The 22,123-nt window shown below is 68.8% G+C and carries 14 protein-coding genes; 3 read left to right on the forward strand and 11 right to left on the reverse strand.

From position 1 onward, the window contains the following. The 8 genes from ASD05_RS01430 to ASD05_RS01465 all read right to left on the reverse strand — a co-directional run bounded on the left by ASD05_RS01430 (position 1) and on the right by ASD05_RS01465 (position 16,309). The gene (locus ASD05_RS01430) at positions 1-1,329 is read right to left on the reverse strand and encodes an MFS transporter (protein WP_157609919.1); all 1,329 of its coding nucleotides are present in this window, start codon (positions 1,327-1,329) and stop codon (positions 1-3) included. 52 nt (positions 1,330-1,381) lie between these two features. Beyond that, positions 1,382-2,074, reverse strand: a complete 693-nt coding sequence (locus ASD05_RS01435; protein WP_056586610.1) for a DUF4286 family protein — start codon at positions 2,072-2,074, stop codon at positions 1,382-1,384. A 144-nt stretch (positions 2,075-2,218) separates the two neighbouring features. Then, entirely contained in the window at positions 2,219-3,136 is a 918-nt protein-coding gene (locus tag ASD05_RS01440) for a LysR family transcriptional regulator (RefSeq protein WP_056586613.1), read from the reverse strand. Between the two features lie 102 nt (positions 3,137-3,238). Beyond that, on the reverse strand, positions 3,239-3,607 hold the full coding sequence (locus tag ASD05_RS01445) for a nuclear transport factor 2 family protein (protein WP_056586617.1): 369 nt from the start codon (positions 3,605-3,607) through the stop codon (positions 3,239-3,241). A gap of 94 nt (positions 3,608-3,701) precedes the next feature. Further along, a complete protein-coding gene (locus ASD05_RS01450; protein WP_056586621.1) occupies positions 3,702-7,103 on the reverse strand; it encodes an efflux transporter outer membrane subunit in 3,402 nt (1,133 codons plus the stop codon). Then, positions 7,091-8,404 (reverse strand): hypothetical protein, encoded by a 1,314-nt coding sequence (locus ASD05_RS01455; protein ID WP_056586624.1) that lies wholly within the window; start codon positions 8,402-8,404, stop codon positions 7,091-7,093. Before ASD05_RS01455 ends, ASD05_RS01450 begins: the two co-directional genes overlap by 13 nt. Before the next feature lie 37 nt (positions 8,405-8,441). Next, a complete protein-coding gene (locus ASD05_RS01460) occupies positions 8,442-9,626 on the reverse strand; it encodes an HlyD family efflux transporter periplasmic adaptor subunit (protein ID WP_235507825.1) in 1,185 nt (394 codons plus the stop codon). Between the two features lie 656 nt (positions 9,627-10,282). Further along, positions 10,283-16,309, reverse strand: a complete 6,027-nt coding sequence (locus ASD05_RS01465) for an alpha-2-macroglobulin family protein (protein ID WP_056586631.1) — start codon at positions 16,307-16,309, stop codon at positions 10,283-10,285. Between the two features lie 461 nt (positions 16,310-16,770). On the opposite strand from ASD05_RS01465, the gene opgC reads away from it, so the two are divergent. Continuing rightward, positions 16,771-17,913 (forward strand): OpgC domain-containing protein, encoded by a 1,143-nt coding sequence (gene opgC / locus ASD05_RS01470; RefSeq protein ID WP_056586634.1) that lies wholly within the window; start codon positions 16,771-16,773, stop codon positions 17,911-17,913. Between the two features lie 12 nt (positions 17,914-17,925). On the opposite strand, the gene ASD05_RS01475 is transcribed toward opgC, so the two are convergent. Genes ASD05_RS01475 through ASD05_RS01485 form a run of 3 tightly spaced genes read right to left on the reverse strand, consistent with a single transcriptional unit; the run spans position 17,926 to position 20,081 of the window. After that, entirely contained in the window at positions 17,926-18,678 is a 753-nt protein-coding gene (locus tag ASD05_RS01475; RefSeq protein ID WP_056587768.1) for an SGNH/GDSL hydrolase family protein, read from the reverse strand. Positions 18,679-18,706: 28 nt separating this feature from the next. Further along, complete coding sequence (locus ASD05_RS01480) at positions 18,707-19,456, reverse strand: anti-sigma factor domain-containing protein (protein ID WP_056587770.1); 750 nt, start codon at positions 19,454-19,456, stop codon at positions 18,707-18,709. Positions 19,457-19,487: 31 nt separating this feature from the next. After that, a complete protein-coding gene (locus tag ASD05_RS01485) occupies positions 19,488-20,081 on the reverse strand; it encodes an RNA polymerase sigma factor (RefSeq protein WP_056586637.1) in 594 nt (197 codons plus the stop codon). A gap of 142 nt (positions 20,082-20,223) precedes the next feature. Between ASD05_RS01485 and ASD05_RS01490 the strand changes: the two genes are divergently transcribed. Both ASD05_RS01490 and ASD05_RS01495 read left to right on the forward strand, forming a co-directional pair. Further along, positions 20,224-20,763, forward strand: coding sequence for a hypothetical protein (locus tag ASD05_RS01490; protein ID WP_056586641.1), 540 nt, complete (start codon positions 20,224-20,226; stop codon positions 20,761-20,763). A gap of 39 nt (positions 20,764-20,802) precedes the next feature. After that, on the forward strand, positions 20,803-22,113 hold the full coding sequence (locus ASD05_RS01495; RefSeq protein WP_056586645.1) for a hypothetical protein: 1,311 nt from the start codon (positions 20,803-20,805) through the stop codon (positions 22,111-22,113). Positions 22,114-22,123: the final 10 nt, after the last annotated feature.

Here is a 22,123-nt window from a genome sequence, read left to right on the forward strand (position 1 = left end):
TCAGCTCTCCAGTGGGCGCTTGGCGGTTTCGCGCGCGACCACCAGGGCGATCAGCGTCACGCACAGCGCGGCCACCACGTAGAACGACACGGCCACCGTGCTGCCCCAGGACTTGAACAGGCTCGCGATGATCAGCGGCGCGAAGCCGCCGCCCACGATGCCGGCCAGCGTGTAGGCCAGCGAGGCGCCCGCGTAGCGCACGCGGCCGGGGAACTGCTCGGTGACGAAGGCGGCCTGCGGGCCGTACATCATCGCGTGGATCAAAAGGCCCACCACCACCGCCGCGCAGATCGCGACCGGGTGCGCGCTGTTCATCAGCACGAAGAACACGAAGGCCCAGATCATGCCCAGCAGCGCGCCGGCGATGTAGACCGGGCGGCGGCCGATGCGGTCCGACAGGCTGCCGAACCACGGCACCGCGATCGCGTTGCAGGCCGCGCCGATCATCGTGGCGGTGAGCGCCAGCGGGCGCGACAGGTGCAGCACCGTCGTCACGTAGGTCAGCGTGAACACCACCACCAGCGCATACAGCACGTCGGAGCCGATGCGCGAGCCGCCGGCCACCAGCAGGCGGCGCCAGTGCTGCGTGAGCACTTCCTTGATGGGCGTCTTGGCGGTGGCCTTCTTCTTTTCCATCTCGCGGAAGACGGGCGTTTCGTCCACGCCCCGGCGCAGCCACAGACCGAACAGCACCAGCGCGACGCTGGAGATGAAGGGAATGCGCCAGCCCCAGCTCTGGAAGTCCTCAGGGCTCAGCCAGGCCGACACGATGGCGATGAAGCCGGTGCCGATCAGCGTGCCGCACGAGGGGCCCACCTGCGTGAACGAGGCGTTGCGGCCGCGCTCGTCGGGCTTGCCGTGCTCCATCGACAGCAGCACCGCGCCGGCCCATTCGCCGCCGAGCGCCACGCCCTGCACGAAGCGCAGCGCCACCAGCGCGACGGGTGCCCAGATGCCCCAGCTCGCATAGGTGGGCAGCAGGCCCATCAGGCCGGTGGACACGCCCATGATGACCAGCGTGGCCACCAGCACGAAGCGCCGGCCCAGCCGGTCGCCGAGGTGGCCGAACACCACGCCGCCCAGCGGGCGCGAGATGTAGCCGACCGCGTAGGTCGAGAACGCGAGGATGGTGCCGGTGAGCGGGTCGAACGAGGGGAAGAACACCGCGTTGAAGACCAGCGCCGCCATGATGTTGTAGACGGTGAAGTCGTACCACTCCAGCGTGGTGCCGATGGAGCTGGCCATGGCCAGCCGGCCCATCTTCGCGGAGGCCGGCGCGGCCTGCCCGGGTGCCACGGAAGCCGCGGCGGGAAGAACATGTTCGGTCATTGGATGCCTTTGTTCGGTGAGGGGGATGTGTGGGGGACAGAGGTCTGCTGTTTCAGGCCAGCTCTGCCGCAGTCAGCTTCCAGCCGAGCGCGAGCAGCCAGCCGCTGGCCGGATCGGCGTCGAATGCGGCGGCGGCCGTGGCGCGTGCGGCGCGGGCCGCGCCTTCGCTGCTGGTCTCGATCACCAGCAGCGGCTGCAGTACCCGGCCCTCGACGGATTCGCGCGGCAGCGGCGTGCTGAGCGCAACGTCGGGCACGAGCAGGTACGACTGCACGAAGCCTGCCTGCTCCTTCTTCAGCTGCGCGCCGGTGCTCGCGGCGGCTGCCACCTGGGCTTCGGCATCGGCTGCGGGCGCCAGGGGGAGCACGGCCACGTGGCTGCCGCTGCCGAAGCCAGTGACGGCACGCACGGCGCACACGCGGCGCATCGGCTGGCGCATGCGGTCGAGGTTGGCGACCGACCACGGCGTCTGCTTTTCGAACGCGGCGCGGTAGCCCGGCGAGCCGAACACCGCCAGCGAGTCGGTGCGGTACAGCCCCTGGTACTTGCGGCCGCCTTCGAGCGAGAAGTAGCGCGCGCCCGAGAGAAAGCCGGGAATGCGCACGCGCTCTTCCACATGCTCCTGGTCGTACCAGCGGTTGAAGTCGGCCTCGTCGGCGGGCTCGACATCGGAGGCGACGAACAGCAGGCCGTTCACTGCTGCTGTTGCTGCCGTTGCGGAAGAAAGGGAATCAGGGGTATTCATGACGGCGAAAGAGGAGCGGGCCTTCGGAAAAATGAAGGCGCGATCTTCCGCCGCGTGGTCGGGCTGTCACAAACGAGTTTTTCTGGGCGACAGCCACAAGAATTACTGGCCCCTTTTCGGGGCCGAAATGCGCCATTTCGAGGGTTAATCCTCTGTGGTCGCGCTCCAGGTTGGTGCGATGGCCGAGGTGGTGAACTGGTCGGAGGCCCGGCAGGCCAGCTCGGCCACGAGCCGGATGGCGTCGGAGTCGGCGGCTTCCAGGTGGCTCACCACGATGCGTTGCGGCGAGATGAGCGCGTCGCACTCGATGATCTTCACGTCGCCGATGGCCACGTATTCATAGCAGGGCGGCAGCGGCACCAGCGCGTTGCCGAAGCCCGCCTTCACCAGCCGCGCCAGCGCCGAGATCGAGCTCACGCAGTGCACCTTGCCCAGCGGAATGCCCGCCGCGCGGAACAGGTTCTTCAGCGCCTCGTGCGGCTGCGAGCCGGGGCTCATCGTGAGCACGGGCTGGCGCAGCAGCTGCTCGACCGTCTGCACCGGCTCGGCGCCGGGCGCGCCCACCCAGCCCATGGGCATCGGCAGGCAGGGCGTGCTCACGATGCCCGCGCCGGCGATGTGGTCGGTCTGCAGCGCGATGTCGAGCGCGCCCTCGCGCAGGCCGCGATGCAGCGCCAGCGTGGTCTCGGAAGTGAGCTGCACCTCGATGCCCGGATAGGTCGAGCGCAGGTTGGTGAGAAAGCCCAGCAGCCAGGTGTGGACCACGGTCTCGATGGCGCCGATGCGCACCAGCCCGAGGATGTCTCCCCGCGGCCGGCCGAGCGAGACGATCTCGCGCCGCAGCTCCAGCAGGCGCTCGCCGTAGCCCATCAGCCGCACGCCCACGGGCGTGAGCCGCAGTTCGCGCGCGTCGCGCTCGAACAGGCGCGCGCCGATGTCTTCTTCGAGGGAGGCGACGCGGTTGGACACCGCCGCCTGCGTGATGTGGAGCCGGTCGCTCGCCGCGCGGAAGCTGCCGAGCCGGGCGGCCCAGAGGAAGGCTTCTACAAATCTTGTGTTCATGAGGGCACCTGCGGGGCATTCTGCCCGCATCGCGCTCACAGGAGAACTTGCTTCCTACTCGTGCCTGCGTGCGGAAGGCTGCCGGCGCGGCGCCATCGGCGCTTATTCGCCGGTGTCGTAGAAGAACTCTTCCCGCACGATCTTCCCGTCCTTGACGGTGTAGAGCGCCATTTCTTCCATCGTGAAGCGGTGGCCGTTGGACTTCATGGTCACGTCGAAGCGGAAGCCGACGATGAAGCGGTCACCATGCGGCCATGGGCCTGCGACCTGCGCGGAATGCACCTCATGGTTGGCGACCCACCAATCGCCCTTGGCCTTGATGGCCGCGAGGCCGGCCGCCTCGCGCGCCTGGCCGGGCGGCGCACCGGCCTCGACGCTCACGGCCTCGGGTGCGTAGAGCACCTTGGCCTCCTCGTATTTACCTTCCTTGCACAGCGCCACGAGCTTGTTGGCGATCTCCAGGGTATCCATGCGTTTCTCCTGCACTGATCGAGGCGCGAGTGTAGGCCGGTGTGCCTGCCGAAGCTACATGCGCGTGCGTGTCTTCAGCAGGGGGCGGTTCGCCTCAGGTGCTGCTCCACCCCCCACCCAGGGCCTTGTAGAGGTTGACCATGTTCACGGCTTCCTTCAGCTGCAGCTCGATCAGCTGCTGCTGCTCTGAGTAGAGCTCGCGCTGCGCATCCTGGCTGGAGAAGTAGTCTTCCAGGCCGCTGCGAAAGCGCGTGCGCGAGATGCGGGCCACGTTTTCCAGCGCCTGCACGCGGGACTGCTGCGCCTGCAGCTGCGGGCGCAGGTGGTCGCTAGCGATCAATGCATTGGCGGTTTCGCGGAAGGCCACTTGCGCGGCGGATTCGTACGAGGCCATCGCTGCCGCGAGCCGCTCTTCGCTGCCCGTGATGTTGGCCGAGCGGCGTCCCCAGTCGAACAGCGGCAGCGACACGCCGAGCACGCCGGCCCAGCTCCGGCTGCCGCTGCTCAGCAGCGTCGACAGCTCGCCGCTGACGCCGCCCGCCAGGGCCGTCAGCGAGATGGTCGGCAGCATGGCCGCCTTGGCCGCGCCGACGCCGGAGTTCGCGGCCTCGACGCGGGCATAGGCCGCGAGAAGGTCGGGCCGGCGCTGCAGCAGGCTGGACGGCAGGCCCGCCGCCACGGATTCCGTCGACTGCTCGGGCCAGGGGCGCGCGGCGCCGGTGTCCGGCGACACAGGCTGGCCCACCAGCACGTTGAGCCCCTGCAGGTCCTGGGCAACGCGCATGCGGTATTCCTCCTGCCGCACACGGGCGTTCTGCAGCAGCGACTGCGCGCGGAAGACGTCCAGCTGCGCCGCACCGCCCGCGGCCTTGGCGCGGCCGATCATGTCGGCGTTGGAAGACAGCGAGGCCTCGTTGGCGTTGGCCAGTGCGAGCTGGGCGCGGTCGGCGCGCAGCGTGAGATACGCATTGGTCACTTCGCCCACCAGGCTCATGCGGGCTGCGGCGTAGTCCTTGTCGCCGGCCTCGGCCAGGGAGCCGCTTTGCTGGGCGGTGCTCTGCTGGCGGCCGAAGAAGTCGAGCTCGTACGACGTGACGCCGGCCTGCACGTCGAAGCTGTTCGAGATCCGCCCGTCGGACGGCACGTTCCCCACCGGGCTGAGCGAACCCTGCGTCGTGGTCTGGGCGCGCTGCGCATGGCTCGACAGCCCGATCTGCGGGAACAGCGAGGCGCGGCTGCCCGCGTAGGCCGCGCGGGCTTCGCGCGCACGGGCCGCATAGACGCGCAGGTCGCGGTTCTGGTTCAGGGCGGTGGCGATCAGGCCGCGCAGTTCATCGTCCCGAACGAAGCTGCGCCAGTCCGCGGGTTCCGATGCCGGCACCGCCTGGCCGGCGGGCCAGCTGGAAGGCACCGCCAGGTCGGGCTGCTTGAGCGGCGGCGTGAGGTTGCAGCCGCTTACCACCAGCAGGAGGCCGGCCGCCAGGACGAGCAGCGACAGCCGCAGGAACAGGCGCACGAAGCCGGCGCCAGGCGCACGGAACCCCGCGCTGGCGAGCAGCGCCGAAGCCGCCCCCCACGGGCGCACCTGCACCGCGACGTGGCTCGGCAGCACGTTGAAGACATGGCTCACCAGTTGCTCGCGCTGCGTCTCGGTGCCGGCGAAGCGCAGTTCCGCGCTGGCGCGCCTGCGGCCGGCGACGAGCGCGGGCAGCCAGCCCACCGCATCGACGTAGACCTCCAGGGCCTGCCCCACGCGCAGGCGTTTCAGCAGGGCGCCGCCTTCGAGCAGTGCCCCGTCCACGGCGATATTGACGAAGCGCGAGTCGCCTTCGCCCGTCGCCGTGCGGACCCGCGTCGCGGCGCGCCAGGGGAAGCGCTCTTCCTGGTCGGGCCGCGGCAGGTCGACGCAGGCGATGAGCGCGCCAAGGCACAGAATGAGCGCGATACCGGTCCACACCAGATTGAGCTGGTCGCCCGGCGTGAGCGCAGCGCCGCTCATGACGGCCGATGCACCGCCGCCCTGCAGTGCGACGAGCAGCCCGCCGAACACGGCGACCAGCTTCCAGTGCACCACCGTCTTCGAGCGGTCCAGGCCCTTGGCGGTGACCTTGAAGGGATGGCCGAAGGGCTTCAGCATCGCGGCGAGCAGCGTGCTGGTGACGGCCATCGCCGCCACGAGCTGGCTCACCTCGCTGAACACGGGCAGGCAGCGCCGCTGGCTGATCCAGTAGCTGTAGGCCCAGAACATCACGAGCGGCGGCAACCCGTAGGCCGCGAAGGCCTGCGGCGTCGCGTGGAAGACCGAGACACCGGCATACCAGTACAACGCCGGCGCCACCATGATCATCGCCATGAACGGCTTGCCCAGCCAGTGCAGGAGCCCGTGCAGGAAATGCAGCCGCGCCGACAGGCTGTAGCCCTTGCCGCGCAAGGGCCCCTGAGGCAGCAGCGCGAGCTGCACCGTGCCGAGGCACCAGCGGCTGCGCTGGTTGATGTAGTCGACGATGCTCTCGGCCGACAGGCCGTGCGAAAGCCGCTCGCCCAGCCAGCGCGTGATGTGGCCATGCCGCAGCAGCAGGTAGGTGGTGTGGATGTCCTCGCAGACGCTGCCGACCGGGAAGCCGCCTGCGGCCGTGATCAGGTCGCGCCGCACGATGAACGAAGTGCCCACGCAGAAGGCCGAGTCCACGGCATCCTTCGCGGGCTGCAGCACGTCGAAGAACACGCGCTGCTCGTCGACCCAGCTGTTGGTGGCGCGCAGGTTGTGCTGGATGGGGTCGGCGTTGTAATAGAACTGCGGCGTCTGCACGAGGCCCACCTTGGGGTCGTCGAACAGGCCCAGCATGCGGTAGGCGATCTGGCGCTGCGGCGCGAAGTCCGCGTCGAGCACCAGGATGAAAGGCGCGTTGGTCACCTCCGCCGACAGGCGCAGGCCGTTGTTGAGGTTGCCGGCCTTGGCATGGCTGTTGTCGGGCCGCCGCGCATAGTGCACGCCCCGGCGCTCGCAGTAGTCGCGCAGCCAGTCGCGGCGGGTGTCGTCCAGCACCCAGACCTTCAGCTGCGGGTAGTCGATGGCCTGGGCCGCGATGATGGTTTTCTCGAGCACGGCCAGCTCCTCGTTGTACGTGCAGATGAACACGTCCAGTGCCGGCACCTGCTCGCCGCGCGCGCGCAGCGCGGCTTCGCCGCGATCGGCCAGCCCGTGGTTGTCGCGCCGCCGCAGCAGCATGTGGATGGACATCAGCGTGTAGACGATGGCCGTCAGCTCGAAGACCAGGAAGACCCAGGCAAACAGGGTCTCGAAGCCGAGGTCCGAGGGCGGCATGGTCGCCACCACGCGCCAGACGGCGTAGCGCATCAGCAGCAGGGCGGTGAGTGCTCCGAACAACGCGCGGTGGCCGATGCGCTCGACGCGGCCCCACGTCATCAGGAGGAGCGCAAGCCCCGCCACGAGGGCATTGAGCTGGAACTCCGGCGTGGCGATCAGGTGGGACATGATGGATTGGCTCCGGTTGCGGCGGTCTTGCCGGTGAATGGGTTGAAGCCGGTGGCGGCCAATGCGATCCACGCAGTGGCGCCCAGGTGCGGCCAGTGGTAGTAGAAGAAGTCGGCGCCCGCCGAGTCGGGCCCGATGGCCAGCCCGGTGGAGATGCGGGAAGCGGGGGTGGCGTAGTACAGGCCGTTGTCGGCGCGCTGCGACGCCAGCAGGCGCCACAGCGCTTCGGGCGCCGCGCCCTTGCGGGCCACCAGCGTGGCGGCGACCTGCGCGCTGCCTTCGGTCCAGATGCCGTCGGGGCTGCGCGAGAAGCCGTAGCCCTCGCCGAAGCGATGGTTCTTCTCCACCCATTCGAGCCCTCGCATCCAGCCGCAGGAACGGTCGGTGGCCGCCAGCAGCGGCCAGAGCTGGGCGTCGAGCCCGGAGCCTTCGGTGGCGATGGTGGCGCCGTCTTCCTTGGTGCCGATGTTGAAGCGCTGCTCGGACGGGTTCCACATGCGGGTCACGAAATCGAGCGCGGTGCGCGCCTGCTGGGTCTCGGCCTCGCCTTGCCCGCCGGCGCGCGCCGCCCACGCGGCGACCACCGCGACATCGATGTTGTGCTCGGTCGACTTCCAGGTCTGGGGGCGCTGCTTGTTGTCCCAGCCGTACCAGCCGCCGTTGTAGCCGTCGGGTGCGTTCCGGGCACGCGTGCGCTGCTCGATCCAGCCGAGCAGCTTGCGCGTGCTCGCCAGATAGGCTGGCGTCGGTTCGGCCTGGTTCAGGTTCAACAGCAGCAGCGCGGCCCATGCCACGTTGCCCGTCGCGGTGCTCACCTGGTAGGCGTCGGCGATCCATTGCTTTTTGCCCGCATCCCAGTAGCCCGGCAGCGCGGCCTTGTCCTCGGTCATCGGCCCGGCGCGATAGGCGTTGCGCACGCGCCCGTCGGCCACGTTCGGGCCGCGCTCGAGCGCGCGGACGATCGCGTCGCCGATGCGCCTGGCCGAGCCCGCGTCGCCGCATGCCAGCAGCGCGATGCCGGCCAGTGCGTTGTCGTAGGTGAAGGCTGCGCCCGCCAGCGCGGGTTCCAGCGGTGGCGTGCCCTGGCCGCCTGCGGCGAGCCTGTAGCTGGCAAGGAAGAGTGGACCTGACGCAGCGCCCTTCTGGTCTTCGGCCACCGCCCGGCGCAAACCCTCACAGCTTTGCTGTGCGAGGCGCTGCTGCGTGGCACCGGGTTGCTGGGCGAGCGCCGGCAGCGGGGCCAGCGCCGCCAGGGCGGCCGTGCAATGCGCCAGAGCCAGGCCGCGGGGGAAAAAACGCATGCTTGTCTTTCGATGCAGGGCAGTTCATTGCCTGTACTCAGGACCTGAGGCTGGCCGAAACCACCTTGCCGGGCGCGCACAGGTTGCTCTCGCCGGCGGACTGCGCCTTCGGCGGCTCGTTGCTGTCGATGCGCGCCACGGCGTAGATGGAGCCCTGCTCGGCGAAGGGGAAGGGCACGCTGTAGGTGCTCTGCAGCGCGTCCGATGCCACCGGCAGCAATTGCTCCACGCGCGCCGGCACCGATGCGACGGCCTGGCCGACCTTCACGTCAAGCACCGAACCGATGCTCAGCCGCTTGGCCAGCCGGGCCGGAAACACCGCCACCACGCCCAGCCGGCTGCAATCGGTGACGCGCACCAGCGACTGCCCCGCCGTCACATACGCGCCCTCGGGCGCCAGCACGGTGTGGACCTGCCCCGACTGGGTGGCCTTGATCTCGTAGGAGGACAGTTTCTCCACCCGCTGGCGCTCCTCTTCCTCGAGCGCCGCGACCTGCTTGAGTTGCTGGACGATGGCGGTGCCGTCCTGTCGGGCACGGTCGACACTGTTGCGCAGCACGCCGCGCCGGCTCTCCAGCGTCTGGAACAGGCTGTTGCCGCCTGTCCCCACGAAGGCGCCCTGTCCGGCGCTCGCCACCGTCTGGGCCTGCCCGGCGAAGGCCTGTGCCGCCACCGCGGCGTTGGCACGCGCCGTGTTCAGCTGGGCCTCGGACGCGTTCATCACCTGCTCGCTGATCGCCCCCTGTTCCAGCAGCGCCTGGTTGGTGCGGACTTTGTTCTCCTGCTCCTCCACCACGCTCTGCGCCACGTCGCGCTGGCGCTGGGCGATCTGCCAGGCCTCCCAGGCCTGGGCCAGCGAGGCCTCGCGATGGACATTGGCCTCATGGCCGACGAACTTCATTTCCTGGCTGTCGGCCTTGAACTGGTTGCCCAGCTGCGCAAGCTGGCTCTGCAGCGCGAGGTGCTGCGATCTCAGGGTGGTCAGTATTTCCTGGTTGACGGTCGGATTGCGTACCGTGGCCACGACGGTGCCGGCTTCGACCGCATCGCGCGTGTGGACCACCATCCGGGTGACCACGCCGTTGATCGGCGACGTGATCAGCCCTACCGGCGCCTGCAACACGGCCCGGGTGGCCTGCGAGGACAGCAGCGGCTGGATCAGCGTCTCGACCATCAGCCACAGCACGAACGCCAGCAGCCCGTAGCCCGCGAGCTTGGGCACGAAAGCGCCCCGCTGTCGGTGGCGGCCGGACGAGCCGGAAGGCCGGCGGGCCGAGGCGCGGGCATTGCGCCTCAGGGCGCGGGAAGGACGGAACGAACCGGTTTTCGAGACATGCATACCAACCTCTCGTGGCGACGGCGCACGCCGGAACGTCGGCGTGCATCCAGGGGATTGAAGAGACTGCCCGCGGCCCTCACGTGGCATGCTGCAGTGCAATATAAAGGTAGGGCAAAACCCGGATTTGGGCTGCGTCGAGGCGAAACAAAGTGTGCAAACTTCACATTTCAGCCACAGCGCGAGTCAGGCCAAAGTCCTACAAAGGCGTCGGATTGCGCGCCGTTGACGATCAAAAGGCGCACCGGCATGCCAGCCGAGGCGGGGCCGGGCTTCTCAAGGGAATGCGTGGGGTGACGGCGTCGAAAGACCCCGATGGGCGGCCGATGGCCTTTCGCCATGCGGGATGGCGGGAGGCGAACCGGCGCGGTATTCAGTAACGATGCTGACCGCGGCCGCACAACCTGGCCAGGTTGCGCGGCTCGCCGACCCCCCGCGCTGCGCTCGCCCGCGGCCGGGGCGAGACAGCCGGATGCGCCGCGGGGTGCGGATCCGGCCGGGTCGACGAGGTAAAGAAGCTGGAGAAGAAGCGCCGGGCGCCGCTACTTCGCCGCTTCCACCTTCACCCGCGCATTCGGCGTCTCGCCGAACATCTCGGGCGCGTACATCGCCTCGACGCGGCTCGGCGGCAGCGCGAAGTCGCCGACGTTGTTCAGGCGCACCGTGTATTCCATCTTCACCACGCCCTTGGGCAGGTACTCGTAGTAGCTGCGGAAGGCCTCGAAGCTGCGCTCCTCGAATGCGGGCCAGCCGGCGCCGCTCTTCTTCTCGCCCTGCGTGGCGATCTGCGAATCGCGGCCCAGGCCGCTGCCGAGGATGGTGGCGGCGCCGGGGATCGGGTCGCTGATGACGACCCAGGTCATGTCGGTGCTGGCGTTGACCTCGATGCTCACGCGCAGCACGTCGCCGCGCGTGTACCTGCCGGCCACGGCCTGCTCGACCGGGGTGATGGTCTTCTTGAGCGCATAGCCGGCCGCGAACGGCGCCTTCAGCTGCACGGCGGCAATCGACTGCAGCGTGAGCCACGGCTTGCCGGTGCCCTGTTGCGTGACCAGCAGCGTGTCGCGCACGGGTGCGCCCGACGGCGATGCAGCCCACGGCAGGAACATCGTGTTGTTCTTCAGGTTGCCCGGCGAGGCGGGCGCTCCGAAGAAGGTGGTCTGGTTCGGCGCGCCGGTCGCGTCGCTGGTCTTCACGCGCTCGACCTTGTTCCAGTCGACCTGCGCCTTCACCGCGCCGAGCGTGGCGGCGGTCACGCCGGCCACCGGGGTGCTCTCGAACACCTTGCTGAATTTCTCCAGCGCCAGTCCGCCCCACAGGTTGGCGGTGGTGGTGTGCCAGGCGCCGTTCTGCTGGCGGCCGATGAAGCCGTTGGCGAGCTTGCCGATGTCGTCCTTCCAGGCCGGGTCGTCCATCACGCTGAGCAGCAGGCGGGCGGTGTTGACGTCGCCGTTGGTCATCAGCCACCACCAGTAGTCGTCCTGCTCGGTGCTGAAGATCAGCTTGGTGCCCTGGTACGACAGGCGCGCCTTCAGCACGTTGTTGGCCTCGTCCAGGCGCTGCTGGCGCTGCGGCACGTCGTTCACGCGCTTGAGGATGTTGAGCCAGTCGATCACTGCGCTGGTGGGCCACTGGTTCGGCGCGATGGTGATGCTGCCGACCATGCTTCCCTTGGCCTTGCCGTAGCGCGAGAGCGCCTCGAGCGCGGCGAGCTTGCGCACGTCGAGGTCCTTGCGCGGACTCCAGAACTCGCGCGTGATGCGGCCTTCGACGAACGCGATCAGGCCCGACTCCATCGGCGCGCGCACGTCGTCGGCGAGCGCGAAGGCGGGGTTGAGCTGCGCGGCCTCGTTGGTCGATGCAAGCAGGTACGAGGTGAGGATGTCGCTGCCGCGGTTCGCCTCGCCGTCGCGCGGCGGGAAGTAGTTGGCGAGGCCGTCGCTGTCCAGATACGTCGGCAGCTGGGCCAGCACGCTCTGCCACATCTTCGCGTCGCGCAGGCCGACCGACTTGCTGGTCTTCTGTTCGAGGCAGATGAAGGGGTAGTTCGCGAACCAGTCGCGCACGCCCGGCAGGCCTTCGGCCAGCTTGGGTTGCAGCGACATCTTCAGGCCGCCGCGGCCGGGCAGGGCATCGGCGGGCGGCGCCACGTCGAGCGTGAAGGGGCCATCGAGCTGCACCAGCGTGGCCTGCTGCACCGTGAGCGGCACCGACGGGATGATGCGCTGGCGCACCTTGAGCGCGTCGCGCGCGCCGCCGATGGTGTCCTTGGCCTCGATCTCCCACAGGATGGCTTCGGCGCGCGTCTGCGCGAGCTGCGCGGGCGCGGTCACGTTCCATGCCACCTCGCGGGCCTCGCCGGCCGGGATGTCCACGGTCTGCGTCTCCAGCGTGAGCAGGGTGGCGCGCGGCGTGGCCTCGACCTTCATCGGCTTCTGCGTGGTGTTGCGCAAGGTGATCTGCGCGCGGAACTGGTCGTCCTCGCGCACCAGCGGCGGCAGGCCGCTGATGATCTGCAAGTCTTGCGTGGCCTGGATGCTGGCCTGGCCGGTACCGAACAGGCTGGCGCCCGAATCGGCCACGGCCACGATCTTGAAGGTGGTGAGCGCATCGTTCAGCGGCACCGTCACCACGGCCTGGCCGTTGGCGTCGAGCACCACCTTCGGGCTCCACACGAGCAGGGTGTCGAGCAGTTCGCGCGTCTGGCCCTTGCCGCCGCCGCCGCCCGCAGGCACGGCCTTGCGCCCGTAGTGGCGCCGGCCGACGATTTCCATCTGCGCGGTGGAGGTGCTCACGCCCCAGCTTCGCCGCTGCAGCATCGCGTTGAGCAGGTTCCAGCTGTCGTTGGGCATCAGTTCCAGCAAGGCCTGGTCGACCGCGGCCAGCGCCACTTCGGCGCCGGCGGCCGGCTTGCCGTCGGGCAGCTTGGCGCTGATGGTGACCTGTGCCTTGCTGCGGATCGGGTAGCTGGGCTTGTCGCTCGTGACGGTCACGTCGAGCTGGTGGGCGCGCGTGCCAACGCGGATCTCGGCCATGCCGAGGCGGTAGGCGGGCTTGCTCAGGTCGACCATGGCGGTCGGCGCCACGTATTCCTTGCCTTCGTACCAGAAGGCCGTCCACCACTCGCGCGGCGACTTGAAGCCCCAGGTGAAGAAGCTGTACCACGGCACCTCGCGCAGGCGGCCGCGCAGCGCGAGCACGCTCACGTAGGCGTTGGGCCCCCACTCGGACTTGACCTGCAGGGTGACGGTCGGGTCCTTGCCGTCGAGCTGCACCACGTGCGTCTCGATGATGCCTTCGCGTTCCACCGCGACCAGCGCGGTCGCGAAGCGGAACGGGCTGCGCACCTGGAACTTGGCGACTTCGCCTGGCTGGTAGCTCTTCTTCTCGGGCAGCACGTCGATGCGGTCGTTGTCCTCGCCGCCGAACCAGAGTTCGCCCTGCTTCGTCACGTAGACCGAGCTCACGGCCTTGGCGTCGCGGCCCTCGCTGTCGGTGGCACTGGCGATGAGTTCGACCTCGCCGGCTTCCTTCAGCTCCGATTCGCACAGCAGCAGTCCGCGCGCGTCGCTCTTGCCGCTGCAGACGGTGCCGATGTCTTTCGTCTCGGTCTTGTTGTCGTAGGTGTAGAAGCCGCCCACCATGCGCTTGCGGCTGGTGGTGGTGATGCGCGCCACGGCACGCACGTTGAGCGTCACGTTGGCCTGGGGCTTGCCCGAGAGGTCGAGCGCGAGCGCCTGGAACTTCAGCTTCTGGCTGGTCGAAACCCAGCCTTCGGTCTTGATGCCGGCGATGACGGAGGCGGGCCACAGCGTCTGCGTGCTGCGGATGGTCTGCACCTCGCCGTTCGGGTCGGCGTAGGTGGCTTCGAGCAGCAGTTCGCGCGCGGCCTTCACTTTCGGCACCTTGTCGATGGTGACCTTGCCGGCGCCGTCCTTGTTCAGCGTGAGGGGCAGCTTGTCGGCGATCACGCGGGTGTCGTTCACGCTGTTGAGGTCTTCCTCGCCCGAGCCGGCCTCGGCCGCGGCGCTGACTGCGGTGGTGGCCTCGCTGCCGTCCCCCTGCGCTGCGCGCGGCGGGTTGAAGCTGAAGGCGTCATAGTCGGAGAAGCTCAGGCTCTTGCCGCGCACCATGGCCGACACGCGCACCGGCAGGTTGGCGGCGCCGCCGCCGGCCACGTAGTTGATCTGCACGTCGGTCGGCACGCTGGTGGCAGCCACCAGCGGCTTCTTGTCGGTGGGCGCGATGCGGCCTTCGAGCACGGGCAGGCGGAACTCCTCGACGCGGAACATGCCGGTGGAGAAGCTGCGGCCGTAGCCTTCGTCGCCATCGCTTTCGCCCTCGCCGTTGGCGTCCTTGCCGCCGCCGGTGCGCAGCATCACCTCGTACACGCCGAGCTTGGCGGCCGGCGGAATGGGGAATGTGTTCTCCGCGCTCAGGCCGCCGGTCGCGGTCTTGCGCCATTTCAGCGGCTGCGTGAAGCGCTGGCCGCTGCCCACGTGGGTGATGACCAGCGTGTCGGGCCGGTTCTCGGGCAGGCCGAAGCCCTTGCTGGTCTGCGTGCGGATCAGGCTCTTCATCGACACCGTCTCGCCGGCGCGCAGCAGCGTGCGGTCGAAGATGGTGTGGGCGACGCGGTCGGCCTCGGCCTGCATGCTGGTCGGCACGTTGAAGCGCCAGGGCTCGATGCCGCGCTGCCAGTCGCTCCAGGTGAAGGCGAGGTCTTCCACGCCCTTGTCGTCCTTGGCGCGGGCACTGACGAACCAGGCCGCCGTGTCGTATTCGTTCGGGCCGTTGCACGACGGCGCCTGCGGCGAGATGCCATTGAGCATGACCACGCCGTTGGCATCGGTGGTGCCGGTGGCCACGGCCTTGCCGTCGCAGCCCGACACGCGCACATCGGCGCCGGCCACGACCTTGCCCTTGTCGAGCGTGGTGACCCAGGCCATCGAGTTCTCGCGGCCCAGCTTGAAATGCACCGCCAGGTTGGTGGCCAGCGCGGTGGTACGCACGTACATCGTGCGGCCGGCGTTGTAGCGCTCGTCGAGCAGCGCCTCGCCCAGCTTCTGCGAGGCGATTTCGAGCACGTGGAAGCCCGGCGTCAGCGGGATGCCGATGACCTCGAAGGGGCGCGGATCGCCGCTGTCCGACTTGGGCATGTCCAGCGCCTTCACGCCCGACTGGCCCGCCAGCAGCGACAGCATGCGGGTCTGCAGCGTGGTGCGGTCGTCCTTGTCGATGACCGGGGGCAGCGGGCCCCTCACGTCCTTGCGCGCCTGCTCGCGCGAGATGGTGAAGCTGTCGTAACGGCGCACCTTGCGGAACCACGCGATGATTTCCGCGTCGGTCTTCGGGTTCATGTCGCTCACTTTGCCGGGCGTGAGGGCGTTGACCATCAGCTTCGGCTCCACGCGGCGCACGGTGACCGGCATCATGGCCGGGGTGTCGGGCTCGGCCAGGCGCTCGACCACGCCGAAGGGCGAGGCGGCGAACTTGGCCAGCGGCGGCATCGCGCCGGTCGCCACCTTCAGCGGAAAGCTGCCGGGCGAGGCCAGCGGCCGGCCCGAGGCGTCCTCGAACTTCGAGGGCAGCTCGATGCTGAACTGCGCACTCTCGGCCAGCGGGGGCTCGAAGCTCACGCTGCTGACCACGTCGTCGTCGCTCTGCGCGCCGCCCTCGTTGTCGAGCTTGGCCTTGATCGTCTTGTCGCCCTTGAGCTGGATCTGCGAGGCCAGCTTGCGCGTGACGGGCGCGTTGAACTGCAGCTGCATCGGGCGCAGCGGCAGGCAGCCGGCCTGCGCGTTCTCGCGCTCGCAGGTGAACGACACGGCGAAGGGCTCGCGCACCTGGAAGTCGAAGCGGCGCTCCACGTTGTTCGCCACGCCCGAGGGCGTCGCCACGCCCTTGCCGTAGACGATCTGCACCTTCGCGCCGGGCGTCAGCGTGCGGTTGCATTGCATCGTGACGAAGCGCAGCGGGTCTTTCTCCGCAGCCTTGTCGCGGCCGAAGGCCTTGAGCAGGCCGGCGCGCTGGTCGCCGTCGAGCAGCTTGACGGGAATGCGCTCGCCCACGCCGTCGGCCGCGCACCAGACGTTCTGGCGCACGCTGTCGAGCGTGGCCGCGCCGTTGAGCTCCAGCATGAACATCTGCTGCTCGTCGATGCGGCTGTAGCTGCCCGGCATGTAGTTGCGCACGAACGGGCCGCCGGTGTTGAACTGGTAGCGCTCGGGTCCGGTGAGTTCGCCCGAGGCGGGCTTGAAGGTTGGAATGCGGGTGACGGTGCAGCGCACGCCGGGCGGCAGGTCGTTCTCGAAGTCGTAGACCCAGGCCTTGGCGTCGGTCCAGCGGCCGGTGCCCTTGGCGGCCTGCGCGTCGGTGCAACTCACTGTAAGCGGGGCGGGGGCCTTGGGGTCGCCGAAGTTGACGGCCGCCTGGTCGAACTTGGCGACGACCTGGCGCACTCGGGCGACTTCGCCCTGCGGCGTGAGGCTGGTTATCTGGAGGGCAAAGCCCGGGGCGGCCGCGAGGACACCGCCAGCCAGGAGCAATGTTGGAACGAAACGATTCACTTTTGTTGTATCTCCACCTGAAGGCAGCGCGCAGCGTATCCGATTTGCGCGACGGTTCGGCAGTGCCAACGGTCATAGGCCGTTGGCGTGGTCGCATTCGATTCGATGCCGATGCGTTGGCTGCTGTTCGGGGTGTGCTCACGCCGACGGGATGCCTTGCTCCGCGAATGTCCCCCGGCCTGCGGCCTCCTCCTTTATTTCGCTGCGCAAGGCACCCCATCGGCGTGAGCGATGGACGCAGCGGTCGAACCGCCGGCACGAGCAGATCGTCCATGTGCGAATGGCACCGGGTACTCCCCGCAGCGAAACAAAGGAGGAGCCCGAAGGGCGGGGGACATTCGCGGAGGGGAGTACCCGGTGTCATTCGCACGCCCCCCCGAACGAGTCTGCCGGCCTTCTTACAATCGAACCCTGTCGTGCGTGCGCCGCGCGGACCGCCACCAAGACCTCGCCGCCGACCGATGAAACGCTACTGGGAAATAGACGCCTTGCGCGGGCTGATGCTCGTGCTGATGACCGTCACCCATCTGCCCACCCGCCTGACCGATCCGCTGGGCCAGCCTTTCGGCTTCGTCTCGGCCGCCGAAGGCTTCGTGTTGCTGTCGGCCTTCGTCGCCGGTCTGGTGTACAGCCGCATCGGCTACCTGCGCGGCGTCGACTCGATGCGCCAGGCCTTCTGGCGGCGCGTGGTGAAGGTCTATTTGTGCCAGGCGGCGATCCTGCTGTTCTTGTTCACCGTGATCGCGGCAGTGGGGTTGCACATCGACCAGCCGGCCGTGAAGAACCTGGTGTCGTACTACCTGGCCGAGCCGCGCGACGGCTTCCTGTTCGGGTTGCTGCTGATCTACGAGCCGGCGCTGCTCGACATCCTGCCGATGTACATCTTCTTCATGCTCTTGAGCCCCTGGGTGCTCGCCTTTGCCATGCGCCACGGCTGGACCGGGGTGATGGTGGCGAGCGCGACCGTGTGGGCAGCGGCGCAGTTCGGGGTCAGCGAATGGATCTATGCATTGGCTGTGCGCTACCTGGACGTGCCGGTGCCATTCCACGAGATGGGCGCGTTCAACACCTATGCGTGGCAGTTCCTGTGGTTCGCGGGTCTGTGCATCGGCGCCACGCGCAGCGGGCCGGAAGCCCGGCCCCTGCGTTTTCCGTGGTGGCTGCTGGTGCTTGCGGCGGGCATTGCGCTGTACGGGGTCTACTGGCGCCACACCGGCATCAACGGCCAGGCGCCGTTCGGCGGCGACGTGGAGCTGAACCTGCTGTTCGACAAGTGGCAACTCGGCCCGCTGCGGCTGGTGAACCTCGTGGCGCTGTGCATCCTGGCGGTGCGCTTCGGGCCATGGCTGATGCGCCGCATTCCGCGGCTGCGCTGGCTGGAGGCGATGGGTTCGGCCTCGCTGCCGGTGTTCTGCGCGCACCTCGTGGCGGTGCTGCTGGTGCTGGCCTTCTACGGCGACAACCAGATGGCGCGGCCGTGGTGGGGCGACGGCCTGCTGCTGCTGGCGGTGTTCTCGGGGATGTACTTCGTGGCGCGCTTCACGCACGGGGCGGATGTGCCGCCGCCGGCGGACGACATGCCGTCGGAGACCGCGCGCGCCTGACCGGCAACGGTCTCAGGGCAAGGGGGCCGTCGGCGCCGGGGCCGGCAGGTGCGGCGCAATGATCGAATGCCACAGCCGGTAGCCTTCGTCCGTCATGTGCAGCCTGTCGCCCCGGAACAGCTCCGCGCGCGGGCGCCCATCGGCGCCCAGCATCGGCGTGTAGACGTCGATGAACTCGCTGTTGGGCAGCAGGTTCAGGTAGGCCGAGATCACGTGATTGGTCTCGCGGATCTGCGGCATCAGCTGCTCGCGCGAGGGGCTGGGCTTGACCGAGATGAAGCTGATGCGCGTGTCGGGCAGATCGGCGCGCACTGCGTTGGCGAAGCGCGCGAAGCTGTCGAGCACCTGCAGCGGGGTGCGGCCTTCGGCCAGGTCGTTGTCGCCCGCATAGACCATCACCTGGCGCGGCTTGTAGCGCACCACGAGGTCGCGCGCGAACAAGCTGCAGTCGGCCAGCGTCGAGCCGCCAAAGCCGCGGTTGACCACGCCGCCGGGCACGCGCGCGAAATCTTGCGCGAGGCGGGTCCACATGCGCACCGTGGAGCTGCCGACGAACACCACGCCACCGGGCGCCGGAAAACGCTCCTGGTCGGCGCGCGCGAAGGCCGCGAGCTCGTTGTGCCAGCGCTCCTTGGCGGCGAGGTAGTCGCGCGCGGACGCGGCCTCGGCGGCGGCCGTCTCCGATTCCTGGGGAAAGAAGGCGGACTGGGCATGCGAGGCGAGTGCCGCAGTCAGCAGCGCGACCGCGGCCAGCGCGGTTTTCATCGAAGGCATCGGAAGGACGGCAAACAGGTCAGATGGTTTTTTCAATGAGGGCGCCATGGAAGAGCACCGGGCCGGTCGGGCCGCCCTCGCTGGGCACGCCGCCCTTCGGTTCGAGACTGATCGCCAGGGCCGGCACGCGCACGTCGGATTCTGACGCAGCCAGCCGCAGCGCGGGCGCCTTGTCGAGCACGCCCAGCGAACGCGGTGCGCCGCCTAGGGGCAGGGCCCAGAGCTGCAGCGACTTGTCGTTGCCTTCGTCGAAGCCGCCCACGCGCTGCAGCACCAGCTGCTTCTTCTTCGGATCGAAGGTGACGAGCATCGAGGGCGCGGCCTTGTCGTCGTTCAGCACGGCCACGTACTGCACCGCCGGGGCGTTCTGCAGCTGGTCGCGCAGGTTCAGCCCGACCACCACGGCCAGCACCGTGGCCAGTGCGCCGGCGGCCGTGGCGCCGCGCCACAGCGCGAGGCTGCGCAGCCAGCCGCCTTGCGACTGCGGCTTGCCGGCGGCGGCATTGCGCTGGCGTTCGATGGCGAGCGCGGCCTGCTCGGCGTCGATCGTGTTGCGGATGCGGGTCCACACGGCCGGGTCGGGCACGACCGGGGGCTGCATTTCGGTCATGCCCGCGAGCCGGCTCTGCCAGACCAGCGCGGCGGCGCGCACCGGCGCCTGTTCGCGGGCCAGGGTCTCGAAACGGCGGCGGGCGCCGCCGCGCAGCGTGCCGAGCGCGTGGTTCGCGGCCAGCAGTTCGAGCAGCTCGGGGTGCGCGAGGAGATTCATGGGAGGGTCGCCTTCTTCTTCGCCATCGCTCTCACGCAAAGCGCCCCATGCAGATGCGCAGTTTTTCCAGCCCGCGCCGGATCCATGTCTTGACCGTGCCCAGCGGCAGCCTGAGCTGCTCGGCCAGTTCGCCGTGGCTCATTTCGCGCAGGTAGGCCAGGCTGACCACCTCGCGCTGGCGGCCCTCGAGCCGGCTCAGGCACTGGTGCAGCGCCCAGGCCTGCTCGCTGGCATCGGCGGTGTCGGCGGGGTTGGGTGCATCCGATTCGAACTGGTCGGCCATGATTTCGTCGAATTCCTGGGTCAGCCGGGTGCGGTCGGCGGCGCGGCGGCGCAGCAGGTCGAGCGCCCGGCTGCGCACGATCAGCCCGAGCCATGCGAGCGGCGGGCTGAGCGAGGCGCGATAGTCGCCGGCGACTCGCCAGACAGTCAGGAAGGCTTCCTGGAGCACGTCCTCGGCCCATTCGCGCTGCCGCACCACGCGCATCGCGAGGCCCATCAGCTTGGGCGAGGTGCGGTCGTACAGCAGGCGCAGGGCGGCTTCGTCGCGACGGCCGATCCGGTCGATCAGTGCCATCAGTTCGGCGTCGGGGCTGGGTGCTGGCATTCGGGGATTGTCGGGCATCGATGCACATGCCCGGTATACGGGGCTCCCGGGCGGCCGGATTCAGGGGCACGAGCTCGTTTCGACGCCTCCAGGAAACATTCGGCAACGTATACTGCCCCGCAAAATCAAGAGGGATGCGCGCAGGCGCGGGCGGGAAGAAATGAAGCAAATTGCGATCGTGATCGCGCTCTGCGTGGGCGCGTGGTATTTCTTTATTGGCGGCCGCAAGCTTGACGAATCGATGGTGCGCGACTTCTACCAGAAGGAAGCCCACGCCATCTACTCGCGCGACGCCGAGATGCTGTGCAAGCAGCTCAGCCGCAAGGCCCGGATCGAGAGCAAGACCACCATGATGGGGAAAACGGTGGAGCGCTCCCACAACCGCGACGAGGCCTGCCAGGCGAACCGCGAGGCCTTCGAGACTTTCAGCAGGGTGGGCGAGCGGATGGGCGGCATCCTCACCATCGAGTACGACTACCACATCGACACCATCGAGGTGGCCACCGACCGCAAGAGCGCGACCGTCACGGGCACCAATGTGCTGAAGATGGGCGAGTCGCTGCTGCAGTACAAGACCAGCTTCACCCAGCGCCTGGAACGCGAGCTCGGTCAGATGCGCCTCGTGCATGCCGACGAGGTCACGGTGATGCGCATGGGCGGTGCCGGCGCCATGAGCCAGAGCGAGTTCTTTCGCAAGTAAGCGGATACAGGCACAAAAAGAAAAACAGGAGGAATTGCCATGATCGCCGTCAAGGATTCGCTGCCGCCGCCACCGCCGTTCTGGCGCCGCCTGAACAGCTTCTTCGCGTTCCCGTTCCAGATGCGGCCGCTGGCCTACGGCTTGCTGCTGTCGTTCTGCAGCCTGCTCTTCGACGCGATCTTCTTCCTGCCGGATGCGCTGGCGCTCTTCGTCATCGAGGTCGGCATCATGCTGGCGGCCAGCCGATACGGCTTCAAGGTCATCGCGCTGGGCGCGCGCGGCATCCGCGATTCGGCCGACTTCGGCCGCGAATCGAGCGACGACTGGACCTACCTGCCGTGGAAGCTGTTCGCGATCACGCTGGTGCAGGCCTTCCTGATCGGCTGGCTCGCCTGGTATGCGCCGATCCTGGGCACGGTGGGGCTGTTCGTCATGTCCTTCACCTTCCCGGCGGCGGTGATCGTGCTGGTGCAGTCGGGCAGCTTCTTCCAGGCGATGAACCCCGGCCACGTGATGGACGCGATGCGCATCATCGGCTCGCCGTATGCGCTGCTGTGCTTCTTCCTGTTCCTGCTGAGCACGGGCGCGCAGGTGGCGCTGTCGCTGCTGCTGCCGATGTTCGACGGGCGCATCGCGCTGCCGGTCATCAACTTCGCGTTCATCTACTTCGGCTGGGTCATGGCGAGCCTGCTGGGCTACGTGATGTTCCAGCACCACGATGCCTTTGGTTTCGACGCGGTGCCGGGCAGCGAACTGGGCGACGGCTCCCCGGTCGACCGCCGTACGCCCGAGCAGATCGCGGCGCAGCGCATCGACGCCGAGGTGGCCCATTTGATCACCGAGGGCGATCTCGCGGCCGCGCTGGGCTCGGCCTACGAAGCCCAGCGCACGGCCGCGTCCGACGACCTCGCGGCGCAGCGCCGCTACCACCGCGTGCTGGCGCTGATGCCCGAGAAAAAGGACACCATGCTTGACCAGGCGCGGCGTTTCATTCCGCTGCTGATGCGGCGCGACCTGGCCTCGGAGGCGCTCAAGGTCTTCAAGGCCTGCAAGGAGAAGGACAAGGCCTTCGCGCTCGACGACGCGGCGATGGTGGTCGCGATGGCGCGCGCCGAGTGGCGCAGCGGCGACGCGCACGCCACGCTGGCGCTGCTGTCGGGCTTCGACAAGCGTTTTCGCGGCCACGAGGCGATTCCGCAGGCCTACGAGCTGGCGGCGCGTGCGCTGGTGCAGGGGCTGGGGCGCTCGGACATGGCACAGCCCATCCTCGCGACGATGGAGTCGCGCTACCCCGACAGCGAGCAGACGCAGGAAGTGCGCTGGCTGCTGCGGCCGGCGGCGGCCGCCTAGTTCTTCAGGC

The sequence above is a fragment of the Variovorax sp. Root434 genome, assembly GCF_001426595.1.
In the GTDB taxonomy this organism is placed as follows: Bacteria; Pseudomonadota; Gammaproteobacteria; order Burkholderiales; family Burkholderiaceae_C; genus Variovorax.

Excerpts from the sequence above, each read along its gene's own strand:
- ASD05_RS01430 (WP_157609919.1), bottom strand. The coding sequence starts at position 1,329 with ATGACCGAACATGTTCTTCCCGCCGCGGCTTCCGTGGCACCCGGGCAG.
- ASD05_RS01435 (WP_056586610.1), bottom strand. The coding sequence starts at position 2,074 with ATGAATACCCCTGATTCCCTTTCTTCCGCAACGGCAGCAACAGCAGCA.
- ASD05_RS01440 (WP_056586613.1), bottom strand. The coding sequence starts at position 3,136 with ATGAACACAAGATTTGTAGAAGCCTTCCTCTGGGCCGCCCGGCTCGGC.
- ASD05_RS01445 (WP_056586617.1), bottom strand. The coding sequence starts at position 3,607 with ATGGATACCCTGGAGATCGCCAACAAGCTCGTGGCGCTGTGCAAGGAA.
- ASD05_RS01450 (WP_056586621.1), bottom strand. The coding sequence starts at position 7,103 with ATGTCCCACCTGATCGCCACGCCGGAGTTCCAGCTCAATGCCCTCGTG.
- ASD05_RS01455 (WP_056586624.1), bottom strand. The coding sequence starts at position 8,404 with ATGCGTTTTTTCCCCCGCGGCCTGGCTCTGGCGCATTGCACGGCCGCC.
- opgC (WP_056586634.1), top strand. The coding sequence starts at position 16,771 with ATGAAACGCTACTGGGAAATAGACGCCTTGCGCGGGCTGATGCTCGTG.
- ASD05_RS01475 (WP_056587768.1), bottom strand. The coding sequence starts at position 18,678 with ATGAAAACCGCGCTGGCCGCGGTCGCGCTGCTGACTGCGGCACTCGCC.
- ASD05_RS01480 (WP_056587770.1), bottom strand. The coding sequence starts at position 19,456 with ATGAATCTCCTCGCGCACCCCGAGCTGCTCGAACTGCTGGCCGCGAAC.
- ASD05_RS01485 (WP_056586637.1), bottom strand. The coding sequence starts at position 20,081 with ATGCCCGACAATCCCCGAATGCCAGCACCCAGCCCCGACGCCGAACTG.
- ASD05_RS01490 (WP_056586641.1), top strand. The coding sequence starts at position 20,224 with ATGAAGCAAATTGCGATCGTGATCGCGCTCTGCGTGGGCGCGTGGTAT.
- ASD05_RS01495 (WP_056586645.1), top strand. The coding sequence starts at position 20,803 with ATGATCGCCGTCAAGGATTCGCTGCCGCCGCCACCGCCGTTCTGGCGC.